Below are 19691 nucleotides of genomic sequence, written 5' to 3'. Positions count from 1 at the left end.
CGCCGCGGGCCTGGGCGCGGCGCCGGCATATTCCGTCGCCGGCCGCGCCACCGGGAATCCGCGGCGCCGGGGCGGCCGCCTCGAATTTCACGGCTTCGCCCCCGGCGCCCCGGGTGCGATATTCCACGGCTGGCCGCCCCGTGCCGATGCGCGCCGCTCCGCCGCCGCTTGCCGGCACGGGCCGGAAACGCCCGGGAAACCCTGCACCAGGCCACGGCCGGTGCGCGACGCGACGTGAGCAACGCGCGCCAAGTGCTTGCGGCGCGCCGCTTTTTCCGGCTGTCCACCGAAGCTGTGGACAACTTTGTGGGCAAGCTGCCGATGACGGCGCCAAGTGCTTGATTCCACAGCGCTCTCCCTCCTCTGCCCGGCCCTTGGGCAGCCGGCACAAACCGTTATGAATCAAGCACTTGGCGCTTTCCGTCTGGAACCTGCGGGAATGCCGTGGAGAGTGCAGAACAAACGCCGGCAGCATGCGTGAGCCGGGCGCCGCTGGGGATAAATGCCGCGTCGATCCGTGCCGCCGCTCCGGCAATTACCAAACTCCGTGCCGGTGAGATTGCCAATATCGCCGCCGGGGGTCCGCTGCTATTTGCCGCGACCGCTGTGGCGAGCCGGAAGGAGTTATCCCGCCTGCCGTGCCTGTGCACCGAATCTGTGGACAAGTCGGTGCGCAAGCTGCCGATGAGTGCTGCAAGTGCTTGATGACGTAAGGCCGCGCCCACACTGCCCATTTATTGAGCAGTGGCCAGGTATTTCATATGAATCAAGCACTTGGCGCATGAGCGGCGGTGGACAAGCCCCAGACTGGCCCCCAACCGGCCGGCGCGCGTCCGGAGCGCCGCGGCACGGGCCGATGACAGGAAAACACGCCCATCTTGTTACAAGCTCGATGAGCCGAGTTCTCCATCTCCCAGCGTGCCTGCTGTGGACAACTTTGTGGTCAAAGCGCAGGACTGTGCTGCAAGTGCTTGTCGCGTCAGGAGGGTGAACGCTCGCATGCGCTCTGTGCACAGGCTGGATAAATGTTGTGGATCAAGGGTTTACAACGTTTCCCACGCACCGGGGCGGTGCGCTTCGCGGCGTCGCCTCGGCGACGGCATGCGCGTTCCGGGGTGGGGACAAGCCGGCTTGTCAAGTCCGGCGATGGCCTGCAGCACGGCGCCGCACTGGTGTCAAGCAGTTGCCGCGTGGGCCGGTTTGTGACATCAGCCTCATGCGCCGCGTGAAGGAAACGGCGCAAGGGGCTAATCCGGGCCGCATTTTGCAATCCGTCCACGAAATCTGTGGACAACTCTGTGGTCAAGCTGCTGGCGGGGAAGCCAAGTGCTTGATGCGCCGGGGCGGCGGGCCACTGCTGCGCAAAGAGGCAACACCGCGCGCCGGGCGGCGGCAACAGGTTGCCGGCGTCCAGTCCGCTACAGCCGGTTGCTCAAATTGCGCCTGCTGGTGAGCGCCTGTCTCACCTCGGCATCGCAGGCGGCGCATAGCTCGCAGGGACATGCCGCCGCTCGCGGGCCCCTCAAATCCCCAGCGGATCCACATCCACCGCCCAGCGGATCAGCCCCTTGTGCGCCGCGCGCAGCACCTGCAGCCGCGGCAGCCACTGCGCCAGCAGCCGCTGCAGCGCCGCGCGCGAGGGTGATTCCAGCAGCATCTGCATGCGCTCCACGTCGGCCACGCGCGCCACCGGCGGCGGCACGGCCGGGTAGATCAGCACTTCCGCCGCTTCCGCGATGTCGCCCGCCTGGGCCGCCGCGTCGTCCAGGAAGGCGGTGGCCGCCTCCACCGTGCGCGCCTCGGCGCGCAGCAGCGCCAGGTGCGAGAACGGCGGCAGCCCGGCGCCCTGGCGCTCGGCCAGCTGCGAGGCGGCGAAGCTGTCGAAGTCGTGCCGGCGCAGCGCGGCGTAGAGCGGGTGCGTGGGGTGCCAGGTCTGCAGCCACATCTCGCTGCGCGAAGCCCGGCGCGCGTCGCGCCCGGCCCGGCCCGCGGCCTGCATCAGCAGCGCGAACAGGCGCTCCGGCGCCCGGAAATCGCTGGCGAACAAGGCGCCGTCGGGGTTGACCGCCGCCACCAGCGTGATGCTTCTGAAATCGTGGCCCTTGGCCACCATCTGCGTGCCCACCAGCACGTCCACCTCGCCGGCGTGCACCGCCGCCAGCCGCTCCTGCAGCGCGCCGGCGGCGCGGGTGCTGTCGGCGTCGATGCGCGCCACGCGCGCGCCGGGCAGCGCCTGCGCGATCTGCTCCTCCAGCCGCTCGGTGCCCCGGCCCAACGGCTGCAGGTCGAGGTTGCCGCACTGCGGGCAGGCGCGCGGCACGCGCTCGGTGAAGCCGCAGTGGTGGCAGCGCAGCGTGCGGTCGCCGCGGTGGAACACGCGCCAGGCGCTGCAGTGCGGGCAGCCGCTCTTCCAGCCGCACTCGGTGCAGTGCAGCACCGGCGCGTAGCCGCGGCGGTTCAGGAACAGCAGGCTCTGCTCGCCCAGCGCCAGCCGCTCGCGCAGCGCGTCCACCAGCTGCGGCGACAGCGCCACCGTCACGCCATGCGCGCGCGGCAGCTGGTTCATGTCCACCAGCTTCACCGCCGGCAGCGCGCCGCCGCCGATGCGCGAGGCCAAGTCGAGGCGCTTGTACTTGCCCTGCTGCGCGTGCTGCCAGCTCTCCAGCGAGGGCGTGGCCGAGCCCAGCAGCACCGGGGTGCCCTCCAGCCGGCCGCGGTAGACGGCCAGGTCGCGCGCCGAGTAGCGCGCGCCTTCCTGCTGCTTGTAGGAGGGGTCGTGCTCCTCGTCCACCACGACCAGGCCCAGCCGCGGCAGCGAGGCGAACACCGCCAGCCGCGTGCCCAGCACCAGGTCGGCCAGCCCCAGGTGTGCCAGCAGCCAGTTTTTCAATCGCTGCGCCGGCGTCAGGCCGCTGTGCAGCGAGACGAGGCGCCGGCCCTTGAAGCGCTCGGCAAAGCGCGCTTCGAGCTGCGGCGTGAGGTTGATCTCCGGCACCAGGACCAGCGCCTGGCGTCCCGCCGCCAGCGCGTGCGCCGCGGCCTGCAGATAAACCTCGGTCTTGCCGCTGCCGGTGACGCCCTGCAGCAGGTAGGTGCCCTGCGCGCCGGCGGCGGTCACGGCCTCGACGGCGGCCTGCTGGTCGGGCGTCAGCGCCGGCGCGGCGCGGCCGCCCTCGCCCGCCATGTCCGCCTTCGCCTGCGGCGCCGGATTTGCAGGCTCTGCCGATTCGGCCTCGTCGTCTTCGGCCGGCGCGTCATCCACAGCGCCCGTTTCTGCCGCCTTGCGCAGCTTGGCGATGCGCCTGGCCAGCTTCGCGTCGTCGAGCTTGCGCAGCTCGGGCGGCAGCACCGACAGCGCCACCTCGCCCAGCCCGCGCTGGTAGTAGGCGGCGGCAAAGCCGACCAGCCGCCGCCACGCGCCCGACAGCGGCGGCAGTGACGCCAGCACCTGCGCCACCGGGCGCAGCGCGTCGTCGGGCAGCGCGCCCTCCTCCTGCGCGGCACCCGCCGGCAGCTCCCAGACCAGCCCCGGCACCTCGCGCCGGCCCAGCGGCACGCGTACCAGGCTGCCGGGCGCGAGCGCATCCGCGTGCACGTAATCCAGCAGCCCGCCCAGGCCGCTGTACTGCGGAGCCTCGACCGCCACTGCCAGCCGCTGTGTCATGGATGCCGGAACGCCTGTGGATAACTTTGTGGGAAAGCTGCGCGCCGGCCGTTCACAGCCTGTGCGCAGCGCGGGACTTCAGCGTGCCAAGGAAGGCAACACGGTGAAATTCATCAATCGCGTCAACGGTTTATCGCGATTCCGCAATTCCGGCGGCGCTGGAAATGATGCTTCCGGCGGCGCCAGATCGCAGAACTGCTTCCGTGGACAAGTGTCAAGCCCCAATGATCAAGGCCGCCTCGCGGCGGCCCTGTCACGGGAGGCAGGCCAGGGATTCAGGTCGGGGCGAAGGCGCCGGCCTCAAGCCGCGGCGGCGGCGCGCAGCCGGCGCGAGTGCGCGTGCACCGTGTCCACCAGCACCTGCACGTGCTCCGGCGGCGTGTACTGGCTGATGCCGTGGCCGAGGTTGAAGACGTGGCCGCCGAAGGTGCCGTCGGCGCGTTGCGGGTGGCCGAAGCTGTCCAGCACGCGCTTGGCCTCGGCCTCGATCGCGGCCGGCGGGGCGAACAGCACGTTGGGGTCGAGGTTGCCCTGCAGCGCGACGCGGTCGCCCACGCGCTTGCGCGCCTGCGCCAGGTTCACCGTCCAGTCCACGCCCAGCACGTCGGGCACCGCCTCGCCTTCGAGCATGTTTTCCAGCCACAGGCCGCCGCCCTTGGTGAAGACGATATGCGGGATGCGCTGGCCATCGTGCTCGCGCTTGAGCTGCCGCAGCACGCGCTGCGTGTAGGCCAGGCTGAACTCCTGGAACGGGCCGTCGGCCAGCACCCCGCCCCAGCTGTCGAACACCATCACGGCCTGCGCGCCGGCGTCGATCTGCGCGTTGAGGTAGGCGGCCACGGTGTCGGCGTTGAGCGAGAGGATGCGGTGCATCAGGTCCGCTCGCGCATACATCATCGACTTGACCAGCCGGTAGTCGTCGCTGCCCGAGCCCTCGACCATGTAGCAGGCCAGCGTCCAGGGGCTGCCGGAGAAGCCGATCAGCGGCACGCGCCCGCCCAGCGCCTTGCGGATGGATCTGACCGCGTCGAAGACGTACTGCAGCTTGGCCATGTCGGGCACTTCGAGCTTCATCACCGCGGCCTCGTCGCGCACCGGCGTGGCGAAGCGCGGGCCCTCGCCGGCGGCGAAGCTCAGGCCCAGGCCCATCGCGTCGGGCACGGTCAGGATGTCGCTGAACAGGATCGCGGCGTCGAGCGCGTAGCGGTCGAGGGGCTGCAGCGTGACCTCGGTGGCGAAGGCCGGGTTGGTCGCCAGGCCCATGAAGCTGCCGGCCCGCGCGCGCGTGGCGCAGTACTCGGGCAGGTAGCGCCCGGCCTGGCGCATCAGCCACACGGGCGTGTAGTCGGTGGGCTGGCGCAGGCAGGCGCGCAGGAAGGTGTCGTTGGCGAGCGGTGCGGTCATCCCGCGATTATCCCGCCGCGCCATCCCCCTCCCGGGCGCACCACGTGCTGGGATAGCATCCCCCGCAAATCCCTTCACGGAGGAATGGACATGTACCTGCGCCGCCTGCTGGCCCTGCTGTTCGCCCTGCTGCTCTCGGGCTGCGGCTACAACGACTTCCAGCGGCTCGACGAGGAGAGCAAGGCGGCCTGGGCCGAGGTGCTCAACCAGTACCAGCGCCGCGCCGACCTGATCCCGAACATCGTCAACACCGTGCGCGGCGAGGCCAACTTCGAGCAGGAAACGCTCACGCGCGTGATCGAGGCGCGCGCCCGCGCGACCAGCGTGCAGGTCACGCCCGAGACGCTCAACGACCCGGCGGCGCTGCAGCGCTTCCAGGCGGCGCAGGGGGAGCTGTCCGGTGCCCTGTCCCGGCTGCTGGCGGTGAGCGAGCGCTACCCGGACCTGAAGGCGAATCGCGGCTTCCAGGATCTGCGCGTGCAGCTCGAGGGCACCGAGAACCGCATCACCGTGGCGCGCAACCGCTACATCAAGACGGTCACCGACTACAACGTGCTGGCGCGCAGCTTCCCGACCAACCTCACGGCCAAGGTCATGGGCTACGAGCCCAAGGCCAGCTTCACCGTGCAGAACGAAGCGGAAATCTCGCGGCCGCCGACCGTCGACTTTGGCGGTGGCGCGGCGCCCACGCCGCCGGCCGCACCGGCCTCGCGCTGACGGGAAGGGAGCCGCCATGCGCCGCCTGCTCCACGCCGCGCCGGCGCTGGCCGTGCTGCTGGCGCTGATCGCCGCGCTGCTGGCGCTGGCGCCCGGCCGCGCCGCCGCGCAGGACGTGCTGCCCGTGCCGCCGCTCACGGCCCGCGTCACCGACCAGACCGGCACGCTCGGCGCGCCGCAGCGCCAGGCGCTGGAGGCGCAGCTTGCCGACTTCGAGCGCGAGGCCGGCACCCAGCTCGTCATCCTGATGGTGCCCACCACGGCGCCGGAGGACATCGCCAGCTACGCCTTCCGCGTGGCCGACACCTGGAAGATCGGCCGCCGCGACGTGGGCGACGGGCTGCTGCTGGTCGTGGCCAAGAACGACCGGCGCGTGCGCATCGAGGTGGCCAAGGCGCTGGAGGGGGCGATTCCGGACCTCGCGGCCAAGCGCGTCATCGACCGCGACATCACCCCGGCCTTCCGCGCCGGCGACTTCGCCGGCGGGCTGCGCGCCGCCGTGGACGAGCTGGCGGCGCTGGTGCGCGCGGAAAAGCTGCCCGCGCCGGCCTCGGCGCCCGGGGGCTGGGCCGGCTCCACCTCCACGCCGCCGCGCGGCGCGGCCGGGCAGGGGCTGCAGCTGCAGGACCTGGGCCTGTTCTTCTTCATCGGCGTGCCCGTGATCGGCGCGGTGCTGACCGCGATGCTGGGGCGCAAGCTGGGCTCGCTGGCCACCGGCGGCGCCGCGGGCGGGCTGGCCTGGCTGTTCGGCGGCAGCCTGCTGCTGGCCGGCGCCGCGGCGCTGCTGGCGCTGGTGCTGGTGGGCGTGCTGGGCATCGGCTCGGCCGGGCGGCGTGTCCATGGCCGCGGCCGGGGCCGGCGCGGCGGGCCGCCATTCATCATCTTCCCCGGCGGCGGCTTCGGCGGCGGGGGCGGCTTCGGTGGAGGCGGCGGCTTCGGGGGTGGCGGCTTCGGCTCCGGCGGGGGCGGCAGTTTCGGCGGCGGCGGCGCCTCGGGGAGCTGGTGATGAACCGCGTGCTGCGACTGCTGAAACACCGGCTCTTCGACGAGGGCGACGCGCAGCGCGCGCTGGGCGACGCGGCGCTGGAGCACATCGGCGAGCGCGTGCGCGCGAGCGAAGCCACGCACAGCGGCGAGATCCGCGTCTGCGTGGAGGCCGGGCTGCCGCTGAGCTACCTCTGGCGCGGCGCCACGGCGCGGGAGCGGGCGGTGGCGATGTTCGGCAAGCTGCGCGTCTGGGACACCGAGGCCAACAACGGCGTGCTGATCTACGTGCTGCTGGCCGAGCACGCGATCGAGATCGTGGCCGACCGCGGCATCGACCGCCGCGTGGGCGCCGACCAGTGGCGGCGCATCCTCGAAGGCATGCGCGCGCAGTTCCGCGCCGGGGAGTTCGAGGCCGGGCTGCTGGCGGCGGTGGAGGCCGTCGATGGGCTGCTGCGCGAGCACTTCCCGTTGCGGCCGGGAGAGGCGAATCCCAACGAGCTGCCGGATGCGCCGTGGCGGGTGTGAGCGGTGCCTGGGCTGAAGCGCTGAAACGGTTCAGCAGGGCACGTCCACGACCCACTCCCGCGCGTCGGCGCCCTCCCCGGCCGGCGGGCTGAACGCCTCGCCGGTATCGAACACCAGCGAGCGCTCCGGCCAGCGCAGCGCCGCCAGCCGCGTGGCCGCGCCGGGGCGGGCACCGGTGTTGCGCTCCAGGAAGCGCGCGCCCACGGAAAAGTCCACGCAGAACACGTTGCGCCGCGGCCCGTGCCAGGCCAGTGCGTCGGGGTCGTCGAAGCAGTCGCTGCTGGGCAGCCCGGCCACCTCCGCGCCCGTGCCCTGGAAGTGCCGCCAGTAGTGGCCGACCACCACCGGCACCGCCTCGGCGTATTCCAGCCACCAGCGCACCCGCTCCGCGAAGCGCCACTTGCCGTTGCTGAAGAAGGGCTGCCCGGCCTCGCGCTCGATGCCGGAGGTCAGCGGCCGCAGCGGGTTGCTCATCTGCCACAGCGCGTCGCTCAGGCCCAGCGCCCACAGCATGGGCATGTCGAAGTCCGGGTTGCGCATGTGGCGCCCCCACTCGGCCAGCTCCTCGCAGACGAGGCGGCGCAGCTCAGGGTCGCTCACCGCCGCGTCGGACACGCCCTCCCAGTGGTCGAACTGCTGTGCCAGCGTGCTGCTTGCCGGCGCGGCGCGCAGCGCCTCGATGCCCGGCGCGTACCACGCGGCATGGACCACGCGCAGGTCGGCGCGCTCCAGCGCCAGCGGCAGCGTGGACAGGAAGTCCGTCACCTCGCGGCGCCGATGCGCCGGCAGCGCGGCGCAGGGGCGGTACTTGTGGTCGTGCCACGCGCCCTCGTTCCAGAACCAGTCGTTGCCCTCGCGCCGCTCGCCGCGCAGCAGGTGGAGCTCGTGGTTGCCGAGCACGGCATGGCCGTGGCCGCCCTCCACGATGCGGCGCACCTGGTCGATCACGGCCGGGCTGTCCGGGCCGCGGTCGCACAGGTCGCCCACGAACACCAGGCGCCGCCCCTGCGGATGGCGGCCGGCGCCGTCGTAGCCCAGCCGCCGCATCAGCGCCAGCAGCGCGGCGTGCTCGCCGTGCACGTCGCCAACGATGTCCAGGGGGGTATCGGGAAGGGTCGAGATCAGCGGCATGCGGCGGGTCCTGACAGCTCAATGCAAGGTGCCAGGACACGATGCCAGCGCCCCGCGGCGCGGCCCAGGGAGCTTTGGACCGCGCCGGGGCGCAGCTTTGTCCGGGGCGCGGCGGGAGGAAGCTCCCCCTTGTCCCTCGTGGCGGGCAGGAGGAAGCGGCCATGGCCGCCTGTCCGGAATCGGGCGCCGCGTGTCCGATTCGATGCTGGGGCGCGGTGCCGCGCGCCCGTAGTCTTGGCAGCCCACGACATCCGGAACCCCACGCCATGCCCGCTCCCCTCCAGATCGGCCTCTACGTCTTCGACCAGGTCGAGGTGCTCGACTTCGCCGGCCCCTACGAGGTGCTGACCACCGCCGCGCGCGTGCACGGCCGCCAGGCGCCGGCCGGCGTGCCGCCGCTGTTCGAGGTCCGCACCCTCGGCCGCACGCGCGCGCCGGTGCGCGCCCGCGCCGGGCTGAAGATCGAGCCGGATGCCAGCCTGTCGGAGCACCCGCCGCTGGACGGCCTGATCGTCCCCGGGGGCGTGGTCACGGCCGAGCTCGACAAGCCCGACGTGATCGCCTGGCTGCAGGCGCAGTGCGCGGCTGTGCCGCTGGTGGCCAGCGTCTGCACCGGCGCCTTCCTGCTGGCGAAGACCGGCTGCCTGGACGGCCTGGAGGCGACGACGCACTGGGAGGACGTCGAGGACCTGCGCCGGACGTTTCCGGCCGTGACGGTGCGCGAGGGCGTGCGCTGGGTGGACCAGGGCCGCTTCGTCACCAGCGCCGGCATCTCCGCCGGCATCGACATGGCGCTGCACCTGGTGGAGCGGCTGCACTCGCGCGAACTGGCCGAGCGCACGGCGCGGCAGATGGAGTTTGACTGGGTGGAGAACGGGTGAGACGGCACGAATTCAAAGGCCTTCCAGGATTTCCTTTTTCTTCTGCTGGTAGGCCTCCCGGTTGATCAGCTTTCGGTCGAAAAGCTGTTTCAGTTTTTCAAGCCTGGCGGTCACGTTGTCGGCATTGGGAGACGGCGCGACGAAACCTGACGACATGGCTGGCGCCACCATGCTGGAGGAAATCGCCGGCGCGACGAATCCGGATGTCAGTCGCGGCGCCGGGGCCGACGCCACGGCCGGCGCCACGGACCCGGGCGCAACAGGTTCATATTTGATTTCCAGCAGCGCCTGCTGCATTTTCCTTAGTGCATCCTCCATGGCCAAGCGCCCGGATTTTCCAAAGTCGAAATCCGTGATGAGAGCACCATTGGTGCGGCCGTTGCCCACGACACGCGGGTTGCCCAGTGACTTGCCGGAAGCGTCCCGCACCTGGCTTGTCAAGTCCACGGTGAAATGGGTGGGCGACCACGTGAGGGTATTCGTCGAGCCGGAATTCGTGACCAGCGTCGGGGTGACGACGACCTTGACGCCCTGCCGGGCCAAGTCCTCGGCACTGCCGACCGCGCTCAGCCTGACCACGTTCTCGAACACGTTGGAAAGCATGTACTGGTAGCCCGACTCCATATCCCGGTACGGAAAATACCGGACACTGTCGCCGCCGCCGCCCGGCGTTGTCACCTCGAGATTCATGAGTTCAAGCGGCAGAAAAAATCCCACGTTGTGCCTGACACGCGGCGGTAGGTCAGGAGAGCGCGTGACCACAGCGGCATTGGGAGAGATATTGACAGGGTGTGCGCAACCGGCGAGAGCCATGACCATGCCCAAGAGAATAATGATCCTCAAGGTTTGCTCGCGTCGCTTCGGAGTCACATCGGAATTGATTTTGCCATATTCAGGCATCAGCGGCTCCTTGAATGAATGGACACTCCGCCGAAGAACAAGCGAATCGATATTCGATCAATCGTCGCGAGTCGGCCCTGAAGTTTCCCCGGACACAGTGCCAGGGAGCAGCCCTGCACCGCACGGGAGCTTTGAACTCCGAAGAACCCCCAGCTTTGTCCCGTGGGCAGCAGGAGGGAACGGCTATTCCGGCCGTCAAGCGTCGCTGCTAGCTTGGCTGCCGACAGTCCCCTGCAGGAGCACGCGCGCCCGATGAGCATCCGACAACAACTTGCGGCGACCACGGCTCGGCTGAGAGTTCTTGCTGATGGGAGCGGTATCCAGGAGTCCGACGCCGCCCAGCCTCGCTGCAGTCACGCATTCCCTGAAGGAGCCGAGCAGAGATGAAACCGGTCACGTCCTACGAGCAGCTCGAAAACCTCGGCCGCGAGCGCCTGTCGCGCCACTTCTTCATGCGCGACTTCCTGCACAGCGAGATCGCTGCCTGGCACCAGCTGCACAACCTGCCCGACGACCCGGACGCCGCCATCGCGGCGGGCCGCGAGCTGTGCGAGCGGCTGCTGGAGCCGCTGCAGGCCACCTTCGGCCGCGTGCACGTCCGCTCGGGCTACCGCTCGCCGGCGGTCAACGACTTCGGCAACCGCAACGGGCTCAACTGCGCCAGCAACGAGGCCAACCGCGCCGGCCACATCTGGGACCTGCCCGACGACCGCGGCCGCGGCGCCACGGCCTGCATCGTGCTGCCCTGGCTGGCGGACCACGTCGAGCGCGGCGGACGCTGGACCGATATGGCTTGGTGGATCCACGACCACCTGCCCTACAGCAGCCTGTACTTCTTCCCGAAGCTGGCGGCCTTCAACATCAGCTGGCACGAGCAGCCGCTGCGGCGCATCGACAGCTACGTGGCGCCCAGGGGCTGTTTGACCAAGCCGGGCATGCCGAATCACGCCGGATCGCACGCAAGCGAGTACGCGGGATTTCCAGCGCCAGCCGGCTTGTCCTGACCAGCAATGCGCCGGGCAACCTGATTAACACCAAACCGCTTTCACTACCAATATCGAATTGACCGAGGGAGAAAACATGGCCGTTCAGCGTTACGCCGTGAATCAGCACATGATCGAAGGCATCCTGTCCAAGGTTCGCGAAGGCGAAATCGCGATTCCTGAAATTCAGCGTCCTTTCGTCTGGGATGCTACGCAGGTGCGTGATTTGCTCGATTCGCTCTACAAAGGCTTTCCGGTCGGCTACCTGATTGCATGGCGAAATCCGGATGTCAAGCTCAAGAATGGCCAGACGGCGCAGGGCAAGATGATCCTGATTGACGGCCAGCAGCGCGTGACGGCGCTCACCGCGGCGGTGCTGGGCCAGCAAGTGATCAACAAGGAATACTGCAAGGTCACCATAAGAATAGCCTTCAACCCGCTGACTCAGGAATTTGAAGTCACCAACCCCGCCATCGAAAAGAACCCCACCTGGATACCTGATGTAGCGCCCATTCTCAGCGGCAAGGTCAACCTGTTCAAGGCATTCAATCAATACACATCCACAAACCCGAATGTCGACACGGAGCAGGTTCAGCAGTCACTTCAAACGCTAAGCGATATCGCAACCAAGCAGATCGGACTCATTGAACTGAATCACGACCTCGACATCGAGACGGTCACCGAGATATTCATACGAATCAACTCCAAGGGCACGATCCTGTCCCAAGCCGACTTCGCCATGTCCAAGATCGCGGCTGATGCCAAGTATGGCGGCCCGACATTGCGCAAGGCCATCGACTATTTTTGCCATCTGGCCAAGGAACCGGGATTCCATGAGCAACTCAAGGAGCGTGACAAGGAATTCGCAACCACCGACTATTTCCAGCAAATGGGCTGGCTGCGCCACGACAACGACAATCTCTACGACCCCAGCTACACCGACGTGCTGAGGGTGACGTTTGGCACCGAGTTCGGGCGTGGCAAGCTGTCCGACCTGGTGAGCCTGCTATCAGGGCGCAACTTCGCCACCAAGCAGTTCGAGGAAGACATTGCCGAGGCCTCGTTCGGCAAGCTGGCGGAAGGTGTCCGACGCTTCATCAACGAAACGCACTTTCAGCGGTTCGTCATCATCATCAAGTCGGCCGGCTTTATTTCCAGCGCCATGGTGCGCTCGCAGAACGCCCTGAATTTCGCCTATGCCCTTTATCTGAGCTTGCGCCGCCGCGGTGTGGACGAGGGAAAAATCGAGCGCCTGGTGCAACGCTGGTTCGTGCTGTCCATCCTGACCAGCCGCTTCTCCGGCGCGGCTGAGACACAATTCGAGCGCGACCTGAGGCTGATTGAAGAGAATGATTTTTCCGCCGTCCTGGAGCGTACCGAGCAGGCGGAACTGTCAGATGCATTCTGGAATATTGGCCTGATTCAGGAATTGAATGTTGCCTCCACCAACCACCCTTTGTTCTGGGTTTTCGTTGCAGCCCAGGTCAAGGCCAACGACCGGGGCATGCTGTCGCGCGATGTCACGGTGCGCGACTTGGTGACCAATCTCGGCGACGTTCATCACATTTTCCCGCGGAAACTGCTGAAAGACGCGGGAAAGACCCGCACCGAGTACAACCAGATCGCCAATTACGCCTTCATGCAGGATTCGATCAACATCAAGATCGGCAGCAAGTCTCCGGACGTTTACTTTGCCGGCGTGATGGCGCAATGCGAGGGTCAGCCCCTGAAACTCGGCAGCATCGACCACATTGAGAATCTTCATGCCAACCTGAACGCCAATTGCCTGCCTCACGATGTCGTGAAGATGACCGTGGCGGACTATCCCGAGTTTCTTTCCATGCGGCGTGCATTGATGGCGAGAAAGATTCGTACCTACTACGAAAGCCTTTAGAACGTCGCCGACGGCGCAGGTTGCAGCCTGCGCCGGCCCCTACCCGCGCTGCTCCAGCGCCCTTTGAATAAACCCCTTCGGCACCGTCGGCCGCGGCACCCGCACGTCGAACCAGCTGCGCACGTCGGCCTCCAGCAGGTTGCCGTGCATGAAGTTGTAGATCGCCTTCTTCAGAGCGCGGCCCAGCGCGTTGTGGTCGGTGCCCGTGGGGTCGATGAAGCCCACGTCGTTGCGCGCGAAGCCGCCTTCGGGCAGCGGCTTCAACCGGATGCCGAAGGCCGCCGGGTCCAGCCCCACCGGCGAGTGCACCGTGCAGGCGAAGCGGTGGAAGAAGCCGGAGTGGATGCAGCCGGCCTCGAACAGCTGGCGCACGTACTCCAGCGCGTCCACCGTGTCCTGCACCGTCTGCGTCGGGAAGCCGTACATCAGGTAGGCGTGCACCATCACGCCCGACTCGGCAAAGGCCCGCGTCACGCGCGCCACCTGCGCCACCGACACGCCCTTGTTCATCAGCTTCAGCAGCCGGTCCGACGCCACTTCCAGCCCGCCCGAGATCGCGATGCAGCCGCTCTCGGCCAGCAGCTCGCAGAGATCCGGCGTGAAGGTCTTCTCGAAGCGCACGTTGCCCCACCACGAGATGCGCAGGTCGCGCCGCAGCAGCTCGGTGGCCAGCGCCTTGAGCGCCTTGGGCGGCGCCGCCTCGTCCACGAAGTGAAAGCCGGTCTGCCCGGTCTCGGCCACGATGGCCTCGATGCGGTCGGCCAGCACGCTGGCCTCCGCGCCCTCGTAGCGCGCGATGTAGTCCAGGCTCACGTCGCAGAAGCTGCACTTCTTCCAGTAGCAGCCCTGCGCCACGGTGAGCTTGTTCCAGCGCCCGTCGCTCCAGAGCCGGTGCATGGGGTTGAGCATGTCCAGCAGCGACAGGTAGTCCCCCAGCGGCAGCCCGTCCCAGGTCGGCGTGCCCACGTCCGCGAACGGCACGTCGGGCTCGGGGAAGTTCACGTAGCGCACCAGCCCTTCGGCGTCGCGCACGTAGGTGCGCACCAGGCGCTGGCGCGAGCGCTTGCCTTGCAGATGTTCCAGCAGCGCCAGGAGCGGGCGCTCGCCGGCGTCCAGCGTCACGAAATCCACGTGGTCGAAGACGCGCGGTTCCTTCAGCTCGCGCAGCTCGGTGTTGACGAAGCCGCCGCCCAGCACCACCGCCACGTCCGGCCGCGCCGCCTTCACCGCCTGCGCGATGCGCAGCGCGCCATAGACCGAGCCGGGAAAGGGCACCGACAGCAGCACCACGTCGGGCCGGTGCGCCTCCAGCGCCTCCAGTGCCAGCGCCTGCAGCGTCTGGTCGATGAGATTGGGCGGTGCCGCCAGCGCGTCGGCCAGCGGGTCGAAGCTGGCCTGCGCCGCGGCCAGCGACTCGGCGTAGCGCACGAACTCGAAGCGGCCGTCCACCGCCTCGCGCAGCACGTCGGCCAGGTCGTCGAGGTAGAGCGTGGCCAGGTGCTTGGCGCGGTCGTTCAGGCCCAGGGCGCCGAAGGCCCAGGCCAGCGGGTCGTCGCCCTCGGCGTCGCCGTACACCTCCAGCGCCTGGAACCGCGGCCCTTCGGGCAGGAAGCCGCGCGCGGCGATGCGGTGCGCCAGCGTCGCGTCGCGCCCCTGCAGGAAGCGGATGGCGCGCTCGACCGTGCCGGCGTAGTCGTCGAAGCGCTCCAGGAAGGCCGCCACGCGCTGCGTGCGCTTCTTCGCCGGCAGGGCCTCCGCCGCCTCGCGCAGCCGCTGCAGCCCCGGGCGCGACAACAGCCGCAGCACGAGCTTCAGCGCCAGGTCGTCCTGCGCCGCGCTGACGCCGCGCGCGCGCAGGAAGCCGGTGAGGTAGGCGGTGGAGGGGTACGGCGTGTTGAGCTGCGTCATCGGCGGGATGAGCGACAGCACGCGCGGGCCGGCGGCAGCGGCGGCGGTATCGGAAACGGCGGACATGGGGACTTCGGGCGGCGCCGCGAGCGGAAAACGGCCGCCAGTAAACACGAAGCCCGCCGGGCTTGCGCCGGGCGGGCTTTTCGGATGGGGAGCTGCGGGCGCGGCCGGGACGGCCGGGCCGGTGGGCTTCAGCGCTTGCCGCGGAACTTGCGCAGCGCCGCGAGCTGCGCGGCCATGGCGGCAAACTCGCTCTGCGCGGTGGCGAAGTCGATGTCGCTCTTGGCGTTCTTCATCGCTTCCTCGGCCAGGCGCTTGGCCTCGTTGGCCTTGGCCTCGTCGAGGTCATGGCCGCGGATGGCGGTGTCGGCGAGCACCGTGACCGTGCCCGGCTGCACCTCCAGGATGCCGCCGGCGACGAACACGAACTCCTCCTCGCCGGTGTCGGCGCGCTCGATGCGCACCGCGCCGGGCTTGATGCGGGTGATCAGCGGCGTGTGGCGGGGCAGGATGCCCAGCTCGCCGTTCTCGCCCGGCAGCGCGACGAACTTCGCCTCGCCGCTGAAGATCAGCTCTTCGGCGGAGACGACGTCGACGTGAATGGTGGCCATGTGCGGGTCCTTGATGCGAAAAGGAAGAAGCTGCGTGCGAAAGGAGCAGCGGCCGCCGCGCCACCCGGCTCAGTCAAGCGCCGGACGGTTGCGGCCGCGACTGGCCTCAGGCCGCCAGCTTCTTGGCCTTCTCGAAGGCCTCGTCGATGGTGCCGACCATGTAGAACGCCTGCTCGGGCAGGTGGTCGCACTCGCCGGCCACGATCATCTTGAAGCCGCGGATGGTTTCCTTCAGCGGCACGTACTTGCCCGGCGAGCCGGTGAAGATCTCGGCCACGTGGAACGGCTGCGACAGGAAGCGCTGGATCTTGCGCGCGCGGGCCACGGTGAGCTTGTCCTCGGGGGCCAGCTCGTCCATGCCCAGGATGGCGATGATGTCGCGCAGTTCCTTGTAGCGCTGCAGGATGCCCTGCACCGAACGCGTCGTCGTGTAGTGCTCTTCGCCGATGACGTTCGGGTCGATCTGGCGCGAGGTCGAGTCCAGCGGGTCCACGGCCGGGTAGATGCCCAGCGAGGCGATGTCACGCGACAGCACCACGGTGGCGTCCAGGTGCGCGAAGGTCGTGGCAGGCGACGGGTCGGTCAGGTCGTCCGCGGGCACGTACACGGCCTGGATCGAGGTGATCGAGCCCACCTTCGTCGAGGTGATGCGCTCCTGCAGGCGGCCCATTTCCTCGGCCAGCGTCGGCTGGTAGCCCACGGCGGAGGGCATGCGGCCCAGCAGCGCGGACACTTCGGTGCCGGCCAGGGTGTAGCGGTAGATGTTGTCCACGAAGAACAGCACGTCGCGGCCCTCGTCGCGGAACGACTCGGCGATGGTCAGGCCGGTCAGGGCCACGCGCAGGCGGTTGCCCGGCGGCTCGTTCATCTGGCCGTAGACCATGGCGACCTTGGACTTGGACAGGTCCTCGTCCACCACCACGCCTGACTCCATCATCTCGTGATAGAAGTCGTTGCCCTCGCGGGTACGCTCACCCACGCCGGCGAACACGGACAGACCCGAGTGCGCCTTGGCGATGTTGTTGATGAGCTCCATCATGTTCACGGTCTTGCCCACGCCGGCGCCACCGAACAGGCCCACCTTGCCGCCCTTGGCGAACGGGCAGATCAGGTCGATCACCTTGATGCCGGTTTCGAGCAGCTCCTGCGACGGCGACAGCTCGTCGTAGGCCGGGGCCTTGCGGTGGATGGAGGCGGTCTGGTCGTGGCTGACCGGGCCGCGCTCGTCGATGGGCGTGCCCAGCACGTCCATGATGCGGCCCAGGGTGGCCTGGCCCACCGGCACCATGATCGGGTTGGCGGTGTTGGTCACCACCATGCCGCGGCGCAGGCCGTCGGAGGAACCCAGCGCAATGGTGCGCACCACGCCGTCGCCGAGCTGCTGCTGCACTTCCAGCGTCAGGGCCGAGCCATCCATCTTGAGGGCGTCGTACACCTTGGGCATCTGGTCGCGCGGGAACTCCACGTCCACCACGGCGCCGATGCACTGAACGATCTTGCCTTGTGCCATTTGTATTTCCTTCAATTCAACGAATCGGTCAAACCGCGGCGGCGCCGCTGACGATCTCGCTCAGCTCCTTGGTGATCGCGGCCTGGCGGGTCTTGTTGTAGACCAGCTTGAGCTCACCGATCAGGTTGCCGGCGTTGTCGGTGGCGGACTTCATGGCCACCATGCGTGCGGACTGCTCCGAGGCCATGTTCTCGGCCACGGCCTGGTACACCAGTGCCTCGATGTAGCGCGTGAGCAGCTCATCAATGACGGAAGCCGCATCGGGCTCGTAGATGTAGTCCCAGCCGCCGGCCTGGCGCTCGGCGGGGGTCTGCTCCAGGCGCGCGGCCGTCAGCGGCAGCAGCTGCTCGACCACCGGCTCCTGCTTCATCGTGTTGATGAACTTGGTGTAGCAGAGGTACACCGAGTCCACCTTGCCTTCGACGAAGGCATCGAGCATCACCTTCACCGGGCCGATGAGCTTCTCCAGCTGCGGCGTGTCGCCGAGCTGGGTGGCGTGCGACAGCACCGGCACGCCGATGCGGTTCAAGAAGCCGAAGCCCTTGTTGCCGATCGCCACCGCATTCACCTTCACCGACTCGTTCTGCAGCTCGCGCATCTTGTTGGTGATGGCGCGCAGCACGTTGGTGTTGAGGCCGCCGCACAAGCCCTTGTCGGTGGTCACGACCACGAAGCCGGCCGCCTTGGCGTTGCCGTCGGCACGCATGTAGGCAGAGCGGTACTCCGGATTGGCCTGCGACAGGTTGGCCGTGATGTTGCGGATCTTGTCGGCGTACGGACGCGCCGAACGCATCCGCTCCTGCGCCTTGCGCATCTTGGAGGCGGCGACCATTTCCATGGCCTTGGTGATCTTCTTGGTGTTCTCCACCGATTTGATCTTGCCGCGTATTTCCTTGCCTACCGCCATGGACTGACTCCTTCTCGGACTTGTGCTCTAGGCCGGTGACTCAGGCGAAGGACTTCTTGAACGCGGTGACGGCAGCGTTGAGCTGGCCCTCGGCGTCCTTGTCCATGGCCTTGTCGGCCTCGAGCTTGGCCAGCAGCGGGGCATGGCTCGTCTTGAGGAACTGGTGCAGGCCACTTTCGAACGCCAGGACCTTCTTGACGTCGATGTCGTCCATGAAGCCCTTGTTCACCGCGAACAGCGTGGCGGCCATCAGGCTGATGGGCAGCGGCTGGTACTGCGGCTGCTTGAGCAGCTCGGTCACGCGGGCGCCGCGGTCCAGCTGCTTGCGGGTCGCTTCGTCCAGGTCCGAGGCGAACTGCGCGAACGCGGCCAGCTCACGGTACTGCGCCAGGTCGGTACGGATGCCGCCGGACAGGCCCTTGATCAGCTTGGTCTGGGCGGCACCACCGACGCGCGACACCGAGATACCGGCGTTGATGGCGGGGCGGATGCCGGCGTTGAACAGGCTCGTTTCCAGGAAGATCTGGCCGTCGGTGATCGAGATCACGTTGGTCGGCACGAACGCGGACACGTCGCCGGCCTGCGTTTCGATCACGGGCAGCGCGGTCAGCGAGCCGGTCTTGCCCTTGACGGCGCCGTTGGTGAACTTCTCGACGTAGTCGGCGTTCACGCGGGCGGCGCGCTCGAGCAGGCGGCTGTGGAGATAGAACACGTCGCCGGGGAAGGCTTCGCGGCCCGGCGGGCGGCGCAGCAGCAGCGAGACCTGGCGGTAGGCGACGGCCTGCTTGGACAGGTCGTCATAGACGATCAGCGCGTCTTCGCCGCGGTCGCGGAAGTACTCGCCCATCGTGCAGCCGGAGTAGGCCGACACGTACTGCATGGCGGCGGACTCGGAAGCGGAAGCCGCGACGACGATGGTGTACTCCATCGCGCCGTGCTGCTCCAGGGCGCGCACCACGTTCTTGATCGACGACGCCTTCTGGCCGATGGCGACGTACACGCAGACCATGTTCTGGCCCTTCTGCGCGATGATCGCGTCCAGCGCCACGGCGGTCTTGCCGGTCTGGCGGTCGCCGATGATCAGCTCGCGCTGGCCGCGGCCGACCGGCACCATCGAGTCGATCGACTTGATGCCCGTCTGCACCGGCTGGCTCACCGACTGGCGCGCGATCACGCCCGGGGCCACCTTCTCGATGACGTCGGTCATCTTGGCGTTGATCGGGCCCTTGCCGTCGATGGGCTGGCCCAGCGCGTTGACCACGCGGCCGATGAGCTCGGGGCCCACGGGCACTTCCAGGATGCGGCCCGTGCACTTGACGGTGTCGCCCTCGGAGATGTGCTCGTACTCGCCCAGGATCACCGCGCCGACCGAGTCACGCTCGAGGTTCAGCGCCAGACCGAAGGTCTGCGCGCCCGAGGGGCTCACGGGGAATTCGAGCATTTCGCCCTGCATCACGTCCGACAGGCCGTGCACGCGCACGATGCCGTCCGTCACCGAGACCACGGTGCCCTGGTTGCGGATGTCCGTCGAGGCTTGCAGGCCCTGGATACGGCTCTTGATCAGTTCGGAAATTTCTGCGGGATTGAGTTGCATCGTGTTCTCCCAGGCTGCTTGCCTCGTTGGGCGGCAGCGGTGGCGGGGGTGGCTGGCTGTTGGCTCGGGTGC

The 19691-nt window shown here is 68.4% G+C and carries 15 protein-coding genes; 6 read left to right on the top strand and 9 right to left on the bottom strand.

Annotation, left to right across the window (positions count from 1 at the left end):
* Window positions 1-1522: 1522 nt before the first annotated feature.
* Window positions 1523-3664, bottom strand: a complete 2142-nt coding sequence (locus FJ694_RS16210) for a primosomal protein N' (RefSeq protein WP_157268276.1) — start codon at window positions 3662-3664, stop codon at window positions 1523-1525.
* A 300-nt stretch (window positions 3665-3964) separates the two neighbouring features.
* Window positions 3965-5068, bottom strand: a complete 1104-nt coding sequence (hemE, locus tag FJ694_RS16205) for a uroporphyrinogen decarboxylase (RefSeq protein ID WP_157268275.1) — start codon at window positions 5066-5068, stop codon at window positions 3965-3967.
* An 84-nt stretch (window positions 5069-5152) separates the two neighbouring features.
* Between hemE and FJ694_RS16200 the strand changes: the two genes are divergently transcribed.
* The 3 genes from FJ694_RS16200 to FJ694_RS16190 are packed head-to-tail and all read left to right on the top strand — an operon-like array spanning window position 5153 to window position 7297.
* Window positions 5153-5785, top strand: a complete 633-nt coding sequence (locus FJ694_RS16200) for a LemA family protein (protein ID WP_375140224.1) — start codon at window positions 5153-5155, stop codon at window positions 5783-5785.
* Window positions 5786-5801: 16 nt separating this feature from the next.
* Window positions 5802-6791, top strand: coding sequence for a TPM domain-containing protein (locus tag FJ694_RS16195; protein WP_198320860.1), 990 nt, complete (start codon window positions 5802-5804; stop codon window positions 6789-6791).
* Window positions 6791-7297, top strand: a complete 507-nt coding sequence (locus tag FJ694_RS16190; RefSeq protein WP_157268274.1) for a TPM domain-containing protein — start codon at window positions 6791-6793, stop codon at window positions 7295-7297. Before FJ694_RS16195 ends, FJ694_RS16190 begins: the two co-directional genes overlap by 1 nt.
* Before the next feature lie 30 nt (window positions 7298-7327).
* Here FJ694_RS16190 and FJ694_RS16185 read toward each other — a convergent pair whose 3' ends face one another.
* Window positions 7328-8428 (bottom strand): metallophosphoesterase, encoded by a 1101-nt coding sequence (locus FJ694_RS16185; protein ID WP_157268273.1) that lies wholly within the window; start codon window positions 8426-8428, stop codon window positions 7328-7330.
* Window positions 8429-8694: 266 nt separating this feature from the next.
* On the opposite strand from FJ694_RS16185, the gene FJ694_RS16180 reads away from it, so the two are divergent.
* A complete protein-coding gene (locus FJ694_RS16180; protein WP_157268272.1) occupies window positions 8695-9309 on the top strand; it encodes a DJ-1/PfpI family protein in 615 nt (204 codons plus the stop codon).
* Window positions 9310-9321: 12 nt separating this feature from the next.
* Here the strand turns inward: FJ694_RS16180 and FJ694_RS16175 are convergent, their stop codons facing one another.
* On the bottom strand, window positions 9322-10209 hold the full coding sequence (locus tag FJ694_RS16175) for an SHOCT domain-containing protein (RefSeq protein WP_157268271.1): 888 nt from the start codon (window positions 10207-10209) through the stop codon (window positions 9322-9324).
* A gap of 383 nt (window positions 10210-10592) precedes the next feature.
* On the opposite strand from FJ694_RS16175, the gene FJ694_RS16170 reads away from it, so the two are divergent.
* Window positions 10593-11213 carry a hypothetical protein gene (locus FJ694_RS16170; RefSeq protein WP_157268270.1) on the top strand — a complete coding sequence of 207 codons (621 nt, stop codon included), beginning with the start codon at window positions 10593-10595 and terminating at the stop codon, window positions 11211-11213.
* Window positions 11214-11322: 109 nt separating this feature from the next.
* Window positions 11323-13086, top strand: a complete 1764-nt coding sequence (locus FJ694_RS16165) for a GmrSD restriction endonuclease domain-containing protein (protein WP_198320859.1) — start codon at window positions 11323-11325, stop codon at window positions 13084-13086.
* A gap of 39 nt (window positions 13087-13125) precedes the next feature.
* On the opposite strand, the gene FJ694_RS16160 is transcribed toward FJ694_RS16165, so the two are convergent.
* From FJ694_RS16160 to atpA, 5 genes are all read right to left on the bottom strand, one after another.
* Window positions 13126-14994 (bottom strand): B12-binding domain-containing radical SAM protein, encoded by a 1869-nt coding sequence (locus FJ694_RS16160; protein ID WP_198320865.1) that lies wholly within the window; start codon window positions 14992-14994, stop codon window positions 13126-13128.
* Between the two features lie 194 nt (window positions 14995-15188).
* Entirely contained in the window at window positions 15189-15608 is a 420-nt protein-coding gene (locus FJ694_RS16155) for a F0F1 ATP synthase subunit epsilon (RefSeq protein WP_157268267.1), read from the bottom strand.
* A 106-nt stretch (window positions 15609-15714) separates the two neighbouring features.
* Entirely contained in the window at window positions 15715-17118 is a 1404-nt protein-coding gene (gene atpD / locus FJ694_RS16150; RefSeq protein ID WP_198320858.1) for a F0F1 ATP synthase subunit beta, read from the bottom strand.
* A 28-nt stretch (window positions 17119-17146) separates the two neighbouring features.
* A complete protein-coding gene (gene atpG / locus FJ694_RS16145) occupies window positions 17147-18025 on the bottom strand; it encodes a F0F1 ATP synthase subunit gamma (RefSeq protein WP_157268266.1) in 879 nt (292 codons plus the stop codon).
* Between the two features lie 40 nt (window positions 18026-18065).
* Window positions 18066-19619: a F0F1 ATP synthase subunit alpha gene (gene atpA, locus FJ694_RS16140; RefSeq protein WP_157268265.1), complete on the bottom strand. Its 1554-nt coding sequence runs from the start codon at window positions 19617-19619 to the stop codon at window positions 18066-18068.
* Window positions 19620-19691 lie beyond the last annotated feature (72 nt).

It is taken from the genome of Azohydromonas aeria (assembly GCF_009760915.1).
Lineage (GTDB): Bacteria > Pseudomonadota > Gammaproteobacteria > Burkholderiales > Burkholderiaceae_C > Azohydromonas > Azohydromonas aeria.
The sequence above is the reverse complement of the archived record's forward strand: the minus strand, read 5'-3'. Positions and strand labels throughout refer to the sequence as shown.